Here is a 15,397-nt window from a genome sequence, read left to right as displayed (position 1 = left end):
CTGCGGAGGACCTTCGTCACCAGTTGTGCCTGGCCGGGATCCGGCCGCTCCTAGGACAGGCCGAGGTCTTCGAGGCGGTAGCCGGTGAGGTACGGGAGGCCCGCCTCGGCGATGGCGCCGGACGCGCCGCGGTCGACGATCGTGGCGACGGCGACGACCTCGCCGCCGGCCTCGCGGACCGCCTCGACGGCCGTCAGCGGGGACCCGCCGGTGGTGGAGGTGTCCTCGACGACCAGGCAGCGCTTGCCCTTCACCTCGGTGCCCTCGATGCGGCGCTGCATGCCGTGCGCCTTCTGCGCCTTGCGGACGACGAAGGCGTCGAGGCGCTGCCCGCGTGCGGCCGAGGCGTGCAGCATCGAGGTGGCGACCGGGTCGGCGCCCAGGGTCAGGCCGCCGACGCAGTCGAAGTCGAGCTCGGCGGTCAGGTCGAGCATGACCTGACCGACCAGCGGGGCCGCCTCGCCGTCGAGGGTGACCCGGCGGAGGTCGATGTAGTAGTCGGCCTCCCGGCCGGAGGAGAGGATCACCTTGCCGTGCACGACGGCCTTGTCCTTGATCTGCTGCAGAAGCGCATCGCGTACGTCACTCATGCCCCTGAGCTTAATTGCGCTCTAGGAGAGGCGCCGCCACGTCCAGGTGCTGGAAATCTCCAGCGGGTCGACGGGGGTGACCAGGCGCGGCAGGGTGTTCAGCCCGTTCGGCGGGCCCGACTGGGGCTCGACGCACACGGCCTCGGCCTCCTCGTCGTAGACGACCACCCATTCGGCCCGGCTGGTGACCTTCAGCTCCAGCGCGCCGGGCCAGGTCAGGGTGGCGTCGACCCCCTCCGGCATGCCGAAGCAGTCGTCCCAGGGGCCGGGCTTCGGGTCGATGCGGCGGCCGGTGGGGAGGTGGTCGTCGCCGCGCTCCTCCTGCCAGGCGGGGTGGAAGTCGAGGCGCACGTCCTCGCCGCCGGCTCCGAGGTTCCGGCGGAACCAGGGGTGCCAGCCGGCCTGGGCGGGGAAGGAGTTCTCGTACGTCTCGATGCCCAGGGTGAGGGTGAGCGCGTCCTCGGACAGCTCGAAGATCTGCGTGACCCGGCCGGGGTACGGCCACGGGTCGGCGAGGTCGTAGGTGAAGACCGCCGCGGTGTCGGTGACGCGGGCCGGGCGCCAGGCCGCGTCGCGGCCGAAGCCGTGCAGGGCGTGCGGCGGGTGGTTGACCGGCATCTGGTGGACGGTGGCGCCGTCCCTGAAGCGGCCGTTCTCGGTCCGGCCGCACCACGGGACCATCGGGAAGGACCCGTAATGCGGGCCCTGGCGCAGCAGCTCGGTCCCGTCGATGCGCAGGCTGCTGATCCGGCAGCCGTTCTCCTGGTCGACGATCACCTCGGCGCCGCCGGCGCTCAGTTGCGTACTCATACCGCCGACCCTAGTGCTGTGGCCGGTCAGCGGCGGCGGCGCAGGGCGCGGCCGATGACCACCGCCGAGGCGAGGGCGAGGGCGGCGGCGGGGGCGATCCAGCGCAGGTTGTCGCCGGCCGTGGTGGCGGTGGGCGCGGGGACCGGGGCGTAGCGGCCGCGCGGGGGCGCGTGGTCCACCTCCTCGGCGCTGCGGCCGATCATCGTGCGGCGGGCGTGCGCGGCTTCGGCCGGGGGCCGCGGGGATCCGTCGATCTCGTCGAACTCACTCGCCAGGAAGGGGTCCAGGGAGGGCGGCGGCACGTCGGTGTCGAACACGGACGCGGTGACCTCGGTGACGTCGTCCTCGACGAACCCCGTGTCCTCGGCGTCCCCGGCGCCCTCGGCTTCCTCCGCCTCCTCGGCCTCGGCCACGGGATCGGCGACCTTGTCGGGCCCCGGCTCCGTACCCGCCGAGCCCGGCGCGGCGGCCACGGCCAGCAGTTCGGCGGACCGCTCCAGCAGCCGCCGCACGGCGGTCGCGGTGGCCTCGGCGGTGAAGGCGGCGGCCCGGCCCTCGGCGGTGGCCCCGGCGGTGAAGTCCAGCCGGGTCCCGTCCTCCCGGGGGAGCAGCCGCAGCACGAGCGAGAGGGTGACGGTCCCGCTGCCCCGGACCTCCGTGCCCTCGCCGTCGAGGTCGAAGCGGCCGGGGTCCCGCTCGGTGACGGTCAGCGCCCCCCGGTAGGTCACGGTGCTCCCGCCGACCCGGACCTTCAGCCGGCCCGAGACGGGTCCGGAGTCGGTGTCGGCGTCCTGCTGGAGTCCCGGAACGCACCGGGCCACCCGGACGGGGTCGCGCAGCACGGCGCGGAGACTGTCTGCCGGTACCGGAACGAACACCTGATGCTCCATGTGGTCGAGCCTACCGACGAGAACCGCACCGGGTCACGAATACCGCGGGTGCGGCAGGGTCGACGGGGGGAGTCCGGTCATCCGGGTGCGCTCCGTGTCGCGTGCGGCGTCCTGGAGGGAGCCGGTCGACAGCGAGCGCAGCCCCGGCGTGTCGCGGTCCACGCGCAGCGCCGGCACCTGTTCGCGGGCGGCCAGGACGAAGCCCCAGTCCTGCGGCGGTGTGCCGGTGACGCCGAGCGGGGTGCGGTCGGGTCCTGCGGCGAAGCCGGAGAGGCGGCCGCCGGCGCTGTAGGGGGCGGTCTGCAGCCCGGCCGCGCGGAGGGTGGACTCGACGGTCCAGTACGTACGGGGCCGCGTGGCCATCGGCCCGGCGTGTACGGCGAGCCGGCCGCCGGGGCGCAGGGCCCGCGCGGCCAGTCCGTAGAACTCCTGCGAGTACAGCTTCGTGCTGGGGGTGATGGCGGGATCCGGGAGGTCGGAGACGATGACGTCGAACCGGTCCCGGGCGGCCGGCCCGCGCAGCCAGCGGAAGGCGTCCTGCGTGACGACCCCGAGGCGCGGGTCCCCGTAGACCCCGGCGTTGAGCGCGGAGAGCATCGGGTCGGTGCGGGCGAGCCGGACCACGCCGGGGTCGAGCTCGACGATGGTGACGGAGGCGACGTCCCGGTAGCGCAGCACTTCGCGGGCGGCGAGCCCGTCGCCGCCGCCGAGGACCAGGACGCGGGCGTGCGGGCCGGTCATGGCGGGGTGGACGAGGGCCTCGTGGTAGCGGTACTCGTCGTAGCCGCTGACCCGCAGCCGCCCGTCCAGGTACAGGTCGAGGGAGCGCGGGGAGCCGGTCGTGGGCCCGGTGAGCACCAGCTCCTGCACCCCGGTCTGGAGGGCGACCCGGACCTCCGCGCCGTAGACGGCGCGGCGGGCGGACCGCTCGAAGTCGTCGGCGAGGACGGTCGCGCAGCCGAGGACGGCCAGCACGGTGGCGTTGGCGGCGATCAGCGTCCAGCGCTCGCGCCGGCCGAGGTCGCGGCGGAAGAGCCACAGCACCAGCCCGCCGCCGACGACCACGTTGACGGTGCCGGTGAGCATGGCTCCGGTGAGCTGCCCGAGCACGGGGAGCAGCAGGAAGGGGAAGGCCAGGCCGCCGACGAGGGCGCCCACGTAGTCGGCGGCGAACAGGTCGGCGACGGCCCCGCCCGCGTCCTGTCTGCGGATGCGCTGGATGAGGACCATCAGCAGCGGGATCTCCGCGCCGATGAGCACCCCGATGGCGAAGGAGAAGGCGACGAGGGCGGGCCGGGACTCCCCCAGCCAGGCGAAGCTCGCGTACAGCGCTATGGCCGAGAGCCCGCCGAGCAGGGCCAGCCCGGCCTCGATGGCGCCGAAGCCGAAGGCGGGCCGGTTCCGCAGCCGTTTGGCGAGCAGGGAGCCGACGCCCATGGCGAAGACCATGACGGACAGCACGACCGACGCCTGGGTGACGGAGTCGCCGATGAGGTAGGAGCCGAGGGCGAGCAGCTCCAGTTCGTATACGAGCCCGCAGGCGGCGCAGACGAACACGGTGGCCAGGACGAGGAGTCGGCCGGTCCGGGGCCGTACGGGCAGGGCGGCCGGGACGGTCGCGGCGCGCCGAGGCTCCGGAGCCGGGAGCACCCGGCGCGGGACGGAACGGTCGATCATGAAGCGAACCGTACGTCACCGCCCACCCACATCCGGTCACCCACATGGGTGCAAGTGGCGTACCGATCCAGCCAGTTGGCGTAACCGCGCCAGAACGCCCGCGCCCCGGTGGACCTCCGGGCGCCCCGGCCCCGCACGGCAGCGCCCCGTCCCCCGCACGGCAGGGCCCGGGCCCCCACGGCAGGGCCCGGGCCCGCCCGGGGCACCCCCCTAACGCAACACGGGCGACTCCAACGCGGCGGCGGCCGCCGCGGCCGCGCCCATCCGTACGCCCACCCGGGTGCGGGTGGCCACCAGCTGGCCCTCCTGCGGGTACGCGTGCCAGGTCCGCCAGCGCACCTGGCCCTCGTAGCGCTGCGCCAGCATGGCGGTGAAGGCGTGCGGACTGCCGGGGAAGGTGCCCGCTAGTCCGTTCGGGTGGTCGGCGACCAGTGCGAGCAGCTCCTGCGCCCGCCCCGCGAAGGATCCGCGGGACAGGGTCTCGACCCGCGCGGCGAACTCGTACTCCCAGTCGCCCACCCGCTTGGCCACGCCGAGCGGCAGCGGCGTACTGCTGCCGGGCATGCAGGCGACCGTCTCCGAGCAGAGCACCTCACCTTCCTCGAGAAGCACCTGATGGGAGGCTCCGAGCAGGCGCAACTCGACCTTCGCGCACGACAGTTCGAGCTTCAGTACGGCCAGGGCGGGCAGCCGGTCCCGACCCAGGGCCCAGGCGAGATCGGCGGCACGCGTGTCGGTATAGGTGGTCTGGAGGGTCGTGAGCATGAGTCGGCTCCGCAAACGCGCGAGGGAGATGGGCCGGGGCCCGCCAGCGGTAGTCAACGGGTGGGGGGACACCGGCACGGGTCCACAGGAAGTCCCGGGAGGTCCGGGGACTGGTCTACTCAACCGAGGGAATCATGAAAGGCACGGCACTCACAGCGTTTTTACCCAACTTGACGGGGTTTACATCCCCCCGGGGGCTTCGCAGTTCACGTGTTCAACAACTTGCGTCCCGCGCGTCGTGATGCATGGGCGAACGGGAGGGCGCCCGACGGAAAAACGACCGTCGAGCGCCCCCGTCCACGCGGTGCCCGCTGCCCCGTGTCAGCTGGAACCGCACCCCCCGCCACCGCAGGAGGAAGACGACCCGCACGAGGAGGACGACCCGCAGGAGGACGACCCGCAGGAGGACGACCCGCCATCGCCTCCCCACCAGCTGCTGCTACTGCTGCTGCTGCTGCCGGAGCCGGACGACGACCCGCTGTAGCCGCTCCTGAACGCGCGCACCGCCACCAGCACGATGAACGCGAGGATGAAGACGAAGAAAACACCGATCCCGATGAAGACGAACTCCATGTCCGCCCCCTTTCTCACACCCCGGTCCTCCCGGGGGACGGGATCCCCGCGTCCCGCGTGACAGGGGGATGCCCGCAGGCCACGCGGCCCAAAGCACACTTGAGCAAGTCCAGAGGTTCCCCGCAGGATGGCGCCCATGAGCGCACCCGTGAGCAGCGACCGCCCCTTCCTGAACCGCCGGCTGGCGGCCTTCGGCACGACGATCTTCGCGGAGATGTCCGCGCTGGCCGCCCGCACCGGGTCGATCAACCTCGGCCAGGGCTTCCCCGACACCGACGGCCCCGCCGAGATCGCCGAGGCGGCCTCCCGCGCGATCCTGACCGGCCTCGGCAACCAGTACCCGCCGGGCCCCGGCATCCCCGAGCTCCGCGCGGCCGTCGCCGCCCACCAGAAGCGCTTCTACGGACTGCCCTACGACCCCGACACCGAGGTCCTGGTCACCGCCGGCGCCACGGAGGCCATCGCCGCCGCCCTCCTGGCCCTCCTCGAACCGGGTGACGAGGTCATCGCCCTCGAACCCTTCTACGACTCGTACGCGGCCTGCATCGCGATGGCCGGCGCCGTACGGGTCCCCGTCACCCTGCGCCCCCACGCCGGAGCCTTCGCCCTCGACCTGGACGAGCTGCGCGCCGCCGTCACCCCGCGCACCCGCCTGCTCCTGCTGAACACCCCGCACAACCCCACGGGCACCGTCCTGACCCCGCCGGAGCTCGCCGCGATCGCGGAGCTCGCCGTCGAGCGGGACCTCCTCGTCATCACGGACGAGGTGTACGAGCACCTGGTCTTCGAGGGCGCCCACACCCCCCTGGCGGGCTTCCCCGGCATGCGCGAGCGCACGGTCACCATCTCCTCCGCCGGGAAGACCTTCTCCTTCACGGGCTGGAAGGTCGGCTGGGTCACCGCGCCCCCGGAGCTGGTGACGGCGGTCCGCTCGGCGAAGCAGTTCCTGACCTACGTCTCCTCGGGCCCCTTCCAGTACGCGATCGCCGAGGCCCTCGCCCTGCCCGACTCCTACTACGACGCCTTCCGCGCGGACCTGGCCGCCAAGCGCGACATCCTCGCCGACGGCCTCACGGCGGCCGGCTTCGAGGTCTACCGCCCGCAGGGCACGTACTTCATCACCACGGACATCACCCCCCTCGGCGAGAAGGACGGCCTCGCCTTCTGCCGCGCCCTGCCCGAGCGCTGCGGTGTGGTCGCCATCCCGAACCAGGTCTTCTACGACGACAAGTCCGCCGGAGCCAGCCAGGTCCGCTGGGCCTTCTGCAAGCGGACCGAGGTCCTCCAGGAGGCCGCCTCCCGGCTGGGCCGGCTGTAGGCGGCGGAGTCGGTTCCGGCCGGTGGTTGCGGGGTGACTGAGGCCGGTGTGAAGCTGACGTTCGTGCACGTGCCCGAAGCCCTCACCATCCGGTGAGCGTCGTCACAAGAGCTGGAAAGTCGGGATACATGGCAACGGGCAGAGCGACGGTGACCGCGTCGCCCCTGGAGATCCGCGCGGTCAGGGCCGTACGCTCGGCCGCGCCGACGACCGTCCTGGCACTCGGCGTCTTCGCCGCCGTCCGCGGGCTCGGCGTACTGGTGCTCGCCCTCGGCTCCCTGTGGGCCGGCCGGGACCCGATGCGGGTGCTCGGCAGCTCCTGGGACTCCGTCTGGTACCTCGGGATCGCCGCGAACGGCTACGGCCGGACCCAGATGTGGCCCGACGCCGTCACCGGCACGGGCTACATCCAGAGCGACTACGCCTTCTTCCCGCTCTTCCCCGCCCTGATGCGGGCGGTCTCCGCCGTGCTCCCCGGCGGGCTCATCCCCGCCGGGATCCTGATCGCCTGGGTCTGCGCCGCCGTGGCCGCCCTCGGCGTCTACCGGATCGGGGAGCGGGTCATAGGGCCGCGCGCCGGGCTGCTCCTGGTGGGGCTGTGGGCGGCGCTGCCGCACTCCGTGGTGCTGTCCCTGGCCTACACCGAACCGCTGCTCGCCGCGCTCGCCGCCTGGGCCCTCTACGCCCTGCTGCGGGGCCGCTGGATGTGGGCGGCCGGCCTCGCCGTGCTCGCCGGGCTGACCCGGCCCACCGGGCTCGCCGTCGCGGCGGCCGTCTCGGCCATGGCCCTGTACACGATCCTCGTCCGCAGATCCCGCGCGCCCGAGGTGTGGGCGGCCGGGCTGCTGGCCCCGGCGGGCTGGGCGGCGTACGTCCTGGCCGTCGGGATCCACGTGCGCGATCCCCTGGGCGGGTACTTCACCGTGCAGCGGCGCTGGGGCTCCCGCTTCGACTTCGGCGTCGGGGCGCTGCGCTCGGCGGAGCGGGTGCTGACCGGCGGGCACGTACCGCTCGCCACCACCGTGACCGTGGTCCTGCTGGCCGCGGCCGGGCTCCTCGCCCTGCTGCTGTTCCTGGACCGGACGCCGCTGCCGCTGCTCGCGTACACGGCGATACTGCTGGTGATCACCTACGGCGGGGCCGGCTTCTTCGAGTCGAAGCCGCGGTTCCTGCTGCCCGCCTTCCCGCTGCTGCTGCCGGTGGCCGCCGTCATGGCGAGAGCCCGGCCGCGCACCGCGGTCCTGGTGACCGCGGGGCTGGCCGGGCTCTCGTACGGCTACGGGCTCTACCTGATGCTGGTGGCGCGCGTACCGCTCTAGCAGCGGGCGACTAGTTGTCGTCGCCGTTCTTCTCGTCGTCGCCGTCGGTGGAGTCGATCTCCTTCTCCAGGCCGAACTGCTCGACGAGCCACTTGTCGAACTCGATGGAGGCGCGGACCCAGCTCACCGTGGAGGACACGAAGTGCTCCAGGTTGACGCCGGTGCCGATCAGCATCTGCGCCTCACCGATCAGACGGACCGAGCCGTCGTCATGGGTGTGGCTGTAGACCTTGGGCCACAGGGTGCGGCGGTTCCAGTCGTCGATCGACTCGAGCAGCTGCGGCTTCTCGTCGATCTTGTGCGGACGGTCGTAGAAGGTCCGCACCGAGAAGACCTGCTGCTCGTCCTCGCCGCGGAACATGAAGTACGTACGGAACTCCTCCCACGGCGCCGCGAGGTCACCCTCGTCGTCGACGACGTACTTGAGCTCCATCTGCTCCAGCAGCTGCTTGACCAGATCCTGGTCGGGGACGACGGGGCCCGCCGGTCCTGTGGCCTGCGGCTCGGGCTGCTGCCCTCCGAAGTTCGGAATCGAGGCCGGGTCGATGCTCACCGTGTACTTCCCTTCGTGCGGATAACTGCATCCTCCCCCATCCCGCCTACCCCGTGTCCACCCCCGCACGTGCGATCCGCTCCCGGCGGAACCCCGCGGCCGGAGATCCCCCGGCCGCGGGGCCCCGTCCGGGTCAGAGCGCCTTGCCGACCAGCAGGTCTTCGCCGGCCACGTCGACCCGTACGGTGTCGCCGTCCCGGACCTCGCCCGACAGGATCTCCTTCGCCAGGCGGTCGCCGATGGCCGTCTGGATCAGCCGGCGCAGCGGGCGGGCGCCGTAGGCGGGGTCGTTGCCCTTGTCCGCCAGCCAGGCCAGCGCCTCGGGGGTGACCTCCAGGGTCAGGCGCCGGTCGGCGAGGCGCTGGGCGAGGCGGTCGATCTGGAGCCGGGCGATGTGCGCGAGCTCGTCGCCGGTCAGCGCGGAGAAGACCACCAGGTCGTCCAGGCGGTTGAGGAACTCCGGCTTGAAGCTCGCCCGCACCACGTCCAGGACCTGCTGCTTCTTCTGGTCCGGCGGGGTCACCGGGTCCACCAGGAACTGGCTGCCCAGGTTCGAGGTGAGGACCAGGATGGCGTTGCGGAAGTCCACGGTGCGGCCCTGGCCGTCCGTGAGGCGGCCGTCGTCCAGGACCTGGAGCAGGATGTCGAAGACCTCGGGGTGGGCCTTCTCGACCTCGTCCAGGAGCACCACGCTGTACGGGCGGCGGCGCACGGCCTCGGTGAGCTGGCCGCCCTCCTCGTAGCCGACGTAGCCGGGCGGGGCGCCGACGAGGCGGGCCACGCTGTGCTTCTCGCCGTACTCCGACATGTCGATCCGGACCATGGCCCGCTCGTCGTCGAAGAGGAAGTCGGCCAGTGCCTTGGCCAGCTCGGTCTTGCCCACGCCCGTCGGGCCCAGGAAGAGAAAGGAGCCGGTCGGACGGTCCGGGTCGGCGATGCCGGCGCGGGTGCGGCGTACGGCGTCCGAGACGGCCCGTACGGCCTCGCCCTGGCCGATCAGGCGGCGGCCCAGCTCGTCCTCCATGCGGAGCAGCTTGCGGGTCTCGCCTTCGAGGAGCCGGCCCGCCGGGATGCCGGTCCAGGCGGCGACCACGTCCGCGATGTCGTCCGGGCCGACCTCGTCCTTGACCATCGTGTCCTTCGAGACTTCGGCCTCGGCCTCGGTGGCCTCCGCCAGCTCGTGCTCCAGGGCCGGGATCTCCCCGTAGAGCAGCTTGGAGGCGGCGTCGAAGTCCCCGTCGCGCTGGGCGCGCTCGGCCTGCCCGCGCAGGTCGTCCAGGCGCTCCTTGAGCTCGCCGACCCGGTTGAGGGACTGCTTCTCCTTCTCCCAGCGGGCGGTCAGGCCCCGCAGGTCCTCCTCCTTGTCGGCCAGGTCCTTGCGGATCTTCTCCAGGCGCTCCAGGGAGGCCGGGTCGGACTCGTTCTTCAGCGCCAGCTCCTCCATCCGCAGGCGGTCGACGGAGCGCTGGAGCTCGTCGATCTCCAGCGGGGAGGAGTCGATCTCCATGCGGAGCCGGGACATGGACTCGTCGACGAGGTCGATGGCCTTGTCGGGGAGGAAGCGGGAGGTGATGTACCGGTCGGAGAGGGTCGCGGCGGCCACCAGTGCGCTGTCGTTGATGACGACCTTGTGGTGGGCCTCGTAGCGGCCCTTGAGCCCGCGCAGGATCGCGATGGTGTCCTCGACGGACGGCTCGGCGACCAGCACCTGCTGGAAGCGCCGCTCCAGCGCAGGGTCCTTCTCGATGCGCTCGCGGTACTCGTCGAGGGTGGTCGCGCCGACCATGCGCAGCTCGCCGCGGGCCAGCATGGGCTTGAGCATGTTGCCCGCGTCCATGGACGAGTCGCCGCCGGCGCCCGCGCCGACGACGGTGTGCAGCTCGTCGATGAAGGTGATGATCTGGCCGTCGCTGGACTTGATCTCGGCGAGGACGGTCTTGAGCCGTTCCTCGAACTCGCCGCGGTACTTGGCGCCGGCGACCATGGCGCCGAGGTCGAGGGCGACGAGGCGCTTGTTCTTCAGGGACTCGGGGACGTCGCCCTTGATGATGCGCTGGGCCAGACCCTCGACGACGGCCGTCTTGCCGACGCCGGGCTCGCCGATGAGCACAGGGTTGTTCTTCGTACGGCGCGACAGCACCTGGACGACGCGCCGGATCTCCTGGTCGCGGCCGATGACCGGGTCGAGCTTGCCCTCGCGGGCGGCCGCCGTGAAGTCGGTGCCGAACTTCTCCAGCGCCTTGTACTGACCCTCGGGGTCGGGGGTGGTCACCCGCCGTGCTCCTCGTGCGTTCTGGAAGGCGTCCAGCAGCTTCTTCGCTGTCGCGCCCTGGGTGGAAAGGGCCTCACCGGCCGCGCCGCCCTTGGCGGCGACGGCGATGAGCAGGTGCTCGGTGGAGAGGTAGTCGTCGCCCAGCCGGCCGGCTTCGGCGTCCGCCTCGGCGAGTACGGCGAGCAGCTCGCGGGTGGGCTGCGGCGGCGCGACCGTGGAGCCGGTGACGCTGGGCAGGGCGGCGAGCAGCCGCTCCGCTCCGGCCCGCACGGCGGCCTGGTCGGCGTCGGTGGCCGCGAGGAGGTCGGTGATGTTCTCGTTGTCCTCGCCGGCGAGCAGGGCCAGCAGCAGGTGCGCGGGGGTGAGATCGGCGTGGCCGTCCTTGACGGCCCTGCTGGTGGCTGCGTTCAGCGCGTCCCGGCTCTTGTTGGTCAGCTCGGCGTCCACGGGTGACTTCTCCTCTCCGGAGGCAATGGCAGAACTATGACAAAGACAACCTATGCAAAGTTGAGTCTATTCCACTCAAGGCAGGATTCGGCACCCTGCGGCCGTACCCTTCGGCCATGTCCCATGACGTACTCAACCCGACGCCCGAGTACCTCGCCTTCTGGCGGGAGCGGCACGTCTGCACGCTGACCACCCCGCGCCCCGACGGCACGCCCCACGTGGTGCCGGTGGGCGTGACCTACGACCCGGAGGCGGGGCTGGCCCGGGTGATCAGCAACAAGCACAGCAAGAAGGTCCGCAACATCCTGGCGGCCCAGGCCGCCCAGCCGGGCGGGGCCCGGGTGGCGGTCTGCCAGATGGAGGGGCGCCGCTGGGCCACTCTGGAGGGGCGCGCGGTGATCCGTACGGACGAGGCGTCGGTCGCCGACGCGGTGGCGCGCTACGCGGAGCGCTACGGGCGGACGCCCTCGCCCAATCCCGACCGGGTGGTCATGGAGATCACGCTGGACCGGGCCATGGGCCGCGCGTGACGCAACCGGCGTGCTGCGCGCCCTAGCCGGCGGCTGACTTCTTCATCTTGTCCGGTCCGCATCTGGACGCGGACAGCACAACGGCGCCATCGTGGTCAGGTCCACGATGGCGCCGTTGTGTGGGGGTAGCGCCTGAGCGATCTGCAACGACGGGGGAATCGCTTCAGGCACTGCGGGGGGTGGCGGTGGTGATATCGGGTTCGAAGAGCTGGTGGTCGCGCTGATCAAGATTGACGAAGACCATTCCGTAGCGCACCTCGCAGCGGACGGGCTGCGGCGCGCCCCGCGGGCGGCGCAGGCACCGGTACGCACGTACGTCCTCGTCCTCCTCGCGCACGACGACGATCGGTTGGCCGAACAGGGTCACCATCAGCGAATCCCCGGGGTACGGGATCGCCGTGGCCAGGTCGATGAACTGCCATCCCGACCGGTAAGCGGAGGCCATTTCGCGGCGGAAACCGCGGTCGTCGGGGGTCATGCGTTCGAAGTCTTCCCACCCACACCCCAGCCACTGTCGGACGGCGTGCCTGCCGGCGCGCTGCCCCAGCCGCTGTCGTCCGAGCCGGGAGTTCCCCATCCGCTGTCATTGCCGGTCGGACCGGCCCCCCAGCCGCTGTCGGCGGGAGCGCTGCCCCAGCCGCTGTCCGCGAGCGAGATTCCACCGACAGCAGCAGCCGTAGAGAGAGCAATGGCAGCCACCGAGCGAGCCAATTTCTTGTACATGGTCGACGTTGTCCTCACTTGATGGATTCCTCTCCCCCGCATCTCAGACGATGACTTATCGAGCCACGCCATTGCCACCGTGGCGATGCATCATGTTCCTGTACATGCAGGACCCTGGGGGTGGGAGATTTGCCGATTATGCGCACGAACCAGACACATCCCCATGCGGTGACGGATCTGTGCGACCTCGGGACCGAGCTGTACGCAAGTGCGCTCAGCTCAGGTCGAATCGCCCGCGAGGAAGTGGAGCAGACTCCCTGCCTGCTGGAATTCGCGCTGCTGCACCCTGATCCAGACGACGACAACTGGCTCCGTCCGGTTCCACCTTCGGTGGCACTTGCCCAGCGACTGCACCCGCTGGAACGGGAGATCCTGCAACGCCGGCGCTCCTCCATTGAGCTCACCGAAGCGTTTGAGCCATTCATGGCCATCAGCGCGCTGACTCCCGCGCCCACGCACGCCATCACGGTGCTGGAAGGATTCAACAGGATCAACGCGGCACTCAATGTGGCCACCGCGGAGTGCCAGGCCGAAATGCTGACCATTCAGCCCGGCGGCGGGCGTTCGGAAAACATTCTCAACCAGGCGATAGAGCGGGACCAGCCGCTCATCCGGCGCGGCGTCAGCATGCGCACCCTCTACCAGCACACGGTGCGCCACAGCCGCGGCACGATGGCCTACGTCGACCGCATGGCCAGCGGAAAGGTCGAGATCCGGACCCTGGAGGAGCTCGTCGAACGGCTCATCATCTGCGACGAGTCGGTCGCCTTCATCCCGGCCAGCGACGACCAGCAGATCGCCCTGGAGCTGCGCCACCCGGCCCTCGTGCGCTACCTCGTCCGGGTCTTCGAACAGCTGTGGCGGCGGGCCACCCCGCTCAACGAGCAGATCCCGTACGACCCGACGCCGTCGGGCATCTCCGGCGTGCAGCGGTCCATCGCCCAGCTCCTCGTGGAGGGGCACGTGGACGAGGCCATCGCACGCCGGCTGGGCATGAACGTACGGACGTGCCGCGCGCACATCGCCAAGCTGGCCACCGCCCTCGGCAGCGGCAGCCGCGCCCAACTCGGCTTCCTCATCGCCCAGTCGGGCATCCTGGGCCAGGTCTCGGGACCGGACCGCGAGCCGCGCCTCTGAGCCACTGGCCGCTGAGCCCGTGGTACGCGAAAGGCCCCGCCCGGGTGCCTCCCCCGGCTGCTGCCGGAAGGGGCCCCGGACGGGGCCTTCGTACGCGTTCTGAGCTCCTGGGCCGGGCCCGCCCCGGTCAGTCCATCGGACGCTTGGGGCTGGGCCGCCAGACGACCAGGGCGCTGCCCGGCTGCGGCGGCTGGTACGGGACCAGGTCGCGCCGGTAGGAGGCGTGCACCTGGGCCTCGCGGGCCTGGAGCGCGGCCGCGGCGCCGTCGACGGCGGCGGAGAGCTCGGCCACGCGCTGCTGGAGCGCGGCGACCTGGTTCTCCAGCTCGATGATCCGCTTGATGCCCGCCAGGTTGATGCCCTCGTCCTGGGACAGCGCCTGGACCGTGCGGAGCAGTTCGATGTCACGGGCCGAGTAGCGCCGGCCGCGGCCGGCCGTACGGTCCGGGGAGACCAGGCCGAGGCGGTCGTACTGGCGGAGGGTCTGCGGATGCAGGCCCGAGAGCTGGGCGGCCACCGAGATCACGTAGACCGGGGTCTCGTCGGTGAGCTGGTAGCCCCCACCCAAACGGGAGGACTGTCGTCGGCGGCCGTCCATCTCATGCTCCCTTCGCGGACTCGAACAGCGCGGAGCGCGGGTCCTGGGACTCCGTCGCCTCGCGGTACATCTCCAGCGCCTCGCGGGCCTTGTCCGACAGCTCGGTCGGGACCGAGACCTCCACCGTCACCAGCAGGTCGCCGCGGGTGCCGTCCTTGCGGACCGCTCCCTTGCCGCGGGCCCGCATGGTGCGGCCGTTGGGGGTGCCCGGCGGCAGCTTCAGCGTCACCGAGGGGCCGTTCAGGGTCGGGACCTTGATGTCGGCACCCAGCGCCGCCTCGGCGAAGGTCACCGGGACGGTCACCGTCAGGTTGTCGTCCTTGCGGCCGAAGACCGGGTGGGAATCGACGTGCACGACGACGTAGAGGTCACCGCCGGGACCTCCGCGCTCGCCCGGCGCGCCCTTGCCGCGCAGCCGGATCCGCTGGCCGTCGGAGACGCCCGCCGGGATCCGGACCTGCATGGTGCGGGAGCTGCGGGCGCGCCCGCTGCCCTTGCAGACGTCACAGGGGGTCTCCGCGATCAGGCCGCGGCCCTTGCAGTCCGCGCAGGGGTCGGTCAGCGAGAAACCGCCGCCGCTGCCCCGCGAGACCTGGCCGGTGCCGACGCAGGTCGGGCACACGCGGGGCGTGCCGTTCTTGTCGCCGGTGCCCGAGCAGGCCTTGCAGGGGGCCTGGGAGGACATCCGGAGCGGGACCGTGGCCCCGTCCACCGCCTCCGTGAAGGAGAGGGTGACCTCCGACTCGATGTCCTGGCCGCGGCGCGGCTGGGTGCGGGTCCCCGCACCGGCGCCGGCGCCGCGGTTGAACAGGCCGCCGAAGACGTCGCCCAGGCCGCCGCCGAAGCCGCCGCCCGCACCGCCCGGCTGCTGACCCCCGAAGAGGTCGCCCAGGTCGAAGTTGAAGGAGCCGCCGGCCCCGCCCGGCCCGGGGCGGAAGCCTCCGTTGCCGAACAGGGCGCGCGCCTCGTCGTACTCCTTGCGCTTCTTGGCGTCGCCGAGGATGTCGTTCGCCTCGGAGATCTCCTTGAAGCGCTCCTCGGCGGAGGCGTCGCCCTTGTTGGCGTCCGGGTGGAACTCGCGTGCGAGCTTCCGGTACGCCTTCTTGATCTCGGCCTCGGTGGCGTCCTTCGGGACACCGAGGACCTTGTAGTAGTCCTTCTCGACGAAGTCCTTCGTGCTCATCCCCGGTGTCCC

Annotated in this window: 15 protein-coding genes; 5 read left to right on the top strand and 10 right to left on the bottom strand. The window is 71.8% G+C overall.

Translation table 11 applies throughout. The features are described from left to right. Nucleotides 1-50 precede the first annotated feature (50 nt). The 5 genes from pyrE to ACFWBN_RS03705 form a co-directional block, all read right to left on the bottom strand. A complete protein-coding gene (gene pyrE / locus ACFWBN_RS03725) occupies nucleotides 51-590 on the bottom strand; it encodes an orotate phosphoribosyltransferase (RefSeq protein ID WP_385169989.1) in 540 nt (179 codons plus the stop codon). A gap of 21 nt (nucleotides 591-611) precedes the next feature. Next, nucleotides 612-1,400 carry an aldose 1-epimerase gene (locus ACFWBN_RS03720; protein ID WP_385169987.1) on the bottom strand — a complete coding sequence of 263 codons (789 nt, stop codon included), beginning with the start codon at nucleotides 1,398-1,400 and terminating at the stop codon, nucleotides 612-614. A 26-nt stretch (nucleotides 1,401-1,426) separates the two neighbouring features. Continuing rightward, complete coding sequence (locus ACFWBN_RS03715; RefSeq protein WP_385169984.1) at nucleotides 1,427-2,290, bottom strand: SRPBCC domain-containing protein; 864 nt, start codon at nucleotides 2,288-2,290, stop codon at nucleotides 1,427-1,429. Nucleotides 2,291-2,323: 33 nt separating this feature from the next. Then, nucleotides 2,324-3,967 (bottom strand): polyamine aminopropyltransferase, encoded by a 1,644-nt coding sequence (locus ACFWBN_RS03710; RefSeq protein WP_385169982.1) that lies wholly within the window; start codon nucleotides 3,965-3,967, stop codon nucleotides 2,324-2,326. Between the two features lie 210 nt (nucleotides 3,968-4,177). After that, on the bottom strand, nucleotides 4,178-4,732 hold the full coding sequence (locus ACFWBN_RS03705; RefSeq protein ID WP_385169980.1) for a DUF2617 family protein: 555 nt from the start codon (nucleotides 4,730-4,732) through the stop codon (nucleotides 4,178-4,180). 304 nt (nucleotides 4,733-5,036) lie between these two features. Here ACFWBN_RS03705 and ACFWBN_RS03700 point away from each other — a divergent pair, with 304 nt between their 5' ends. From ACFWBN_RS03700 to ACFWBN_RS03690, 3 genes are all read left to right on the top strand, one after another. After that, nucleotides 5,037-5,216, top strand: a complete 180-nt coding sequence (locus tag ACFWBN_RS03700) for a hypothetical protein (RefSeq protein WP_385169978.1) — start codon at nucleotides 5,037-5,039, stop codon at nucleotides 5,214-5,216. 216 nt (nucleotides 5,217-5,432) lie between these two features. Next, nucleotides 5,433-6,623, top strand: a complete 1,191-nt coding sequence (locus tag ACFWBN_RS03695; protein WP_385169976.1) for a pyridoxal phosphate-dependent aminotransferase — start codon at nucleotides 5,433-5,435, stop codon at nucleotides 6,621-6,623. Between the two features lie 128 nt (nucleotides 6,624-6,751). Beyond that, nucleotides 6,752-7,942, top strand: coding sequence for a hypothetical protein (locus tag ACFWBN_RS03690; protein ID WP_385169974.1), 1,191 nt, complete (start codon nucleotides 6,752-6,754; stop codon nucleotides 7,940-7,942). Between the two features lie 10 nt (nucleotides 7,943-7,952). Here the strand turns inward: ACFWBN_RS03690 and ACFWBN_RS03685 are convergent, their stop codons facing one another. Then, on the bottom strand, nucleotides 7,953-8,495 hold the full coding sequence (locus tag ACFWBN_RS03685) for a YbjN domain-containing protein (protein WP_385169971.1): 543 nt from the start codon (nucleotides 8,493-8,495) through the stop codon (nucleotides 7,953-7,955). A gap of 133 nt (nucleotides 8,496-8,628) precedes the next feature. Further along, nucleotides 8,629-11,214: an ATP-dependent chaperone ClpB gene (gene clpB, locus ACFWBN_RS03680; protein ID WP_385169968.1), complete on the bottom strand. Its 2,586-nt coding sequence runs from the start codon at nucleotides 11,212-11,214 to the stop codon at nucleotides 8,629-8,631. A gap of 116 nt (nucleotides 11,215-11,330) precedes the next feature. Here clpB and ACFWBN_RS03675 point away from each other — a divergent pair, with 116 nt between their 5' ends. Next, nucleotides 11,331-11,744 (top strand): pyridoxamine 5'-phosphate oxidase family protein, encoded by a 414-nt coding sequence (locus ACFWBN_RS03675; RefSeq protein ID WP_385169965.1) that lies wholly within the window; start codon nucleotides 11,331-11,333, stop codon nucleotides 11,742-11,744. A 163-nt stretch (nucleotides 11,745-11,907) separates the two neighbouring features. Here the strand turns inward: ACFWBN_RS03675 and ACFWBN_RS03670 are convergent, their stop codons facing one another. Further along, nucleotides 11,908-12,222, bottom strand: a complete 315-nt coding sequence (locus tag ACFWBN_RS03670; protein ID WP_073917230.1) for a (2Fe-2S)-binding protein — start codon at nucleotides 12,220-12,222, stop codon at nucleotides 11,908-11,910. Nucleotides 12,223-12,605: 383 nt separating this feature from the next. Here ACFWBN_RS03670 and ACFWBN_RS03665 point away from each other — a divergent pair, with 383 nt between their 5' ends. After that, the gene (locus ACFWBN_RS03665; RefSeq protein WP_385169962.1) at nucleotides 12,606-13,604 is read left to right on the top strand and encodes a helix-turn-helix transcriptional regulator; all 999 of its coding nucleotides are present in this window, start codon (nucleotides 12,606-12,608) and stop codon (nucleotides 13,602-13,604) included. Nucleotides 13,605-13,731: 127 nt separating this feature from the next. Here ACFWBN_RS03665 and ACFWBN_RS03660 read toward each other — a convergent pair whose 3' ends face one another. Then, nucleotides 13,732-14,202, bottom strand: a complete 471-nt coding sequence (locus ACFWBN_RS03660) for a heat shock protein transcriptional repressor HspR (protein WP_385169960.1) — start codon at nucleotides 14,200-14,202, stop codon at nucleotides 13,732-13,734. Between the two features lies 1 nt (nucleotide 14,203). Further along, nucleotides 14,204-15,385: a molecular chaperone DnaJ gene (gene dnaJ, locus ACFWBN_RS03655; RefSeq protein WP_385169957.1), complete on the bottom strand. Its 1,182-nt coding sequence runs from the start codon at nucleotides 15,383-15,385 to the stop codon at nucleotides 14,204-14,206. Nucleotides 15,386-15,397 lie beyond the last annotated feature (12 nt).

This window comes from Streptomyces sp. NPDC059989, assembly GCF_042736975.1.
In the GTDB taxonomy this organism is placed as follows: Bacteria; Actinomycetota; Actinomycetes; order Streptomycetales; family Streptomycetaceae; genus Streptomyces.
This window is presented reverse-complemented; position numbering and strand designations above follow the sequence as displayed.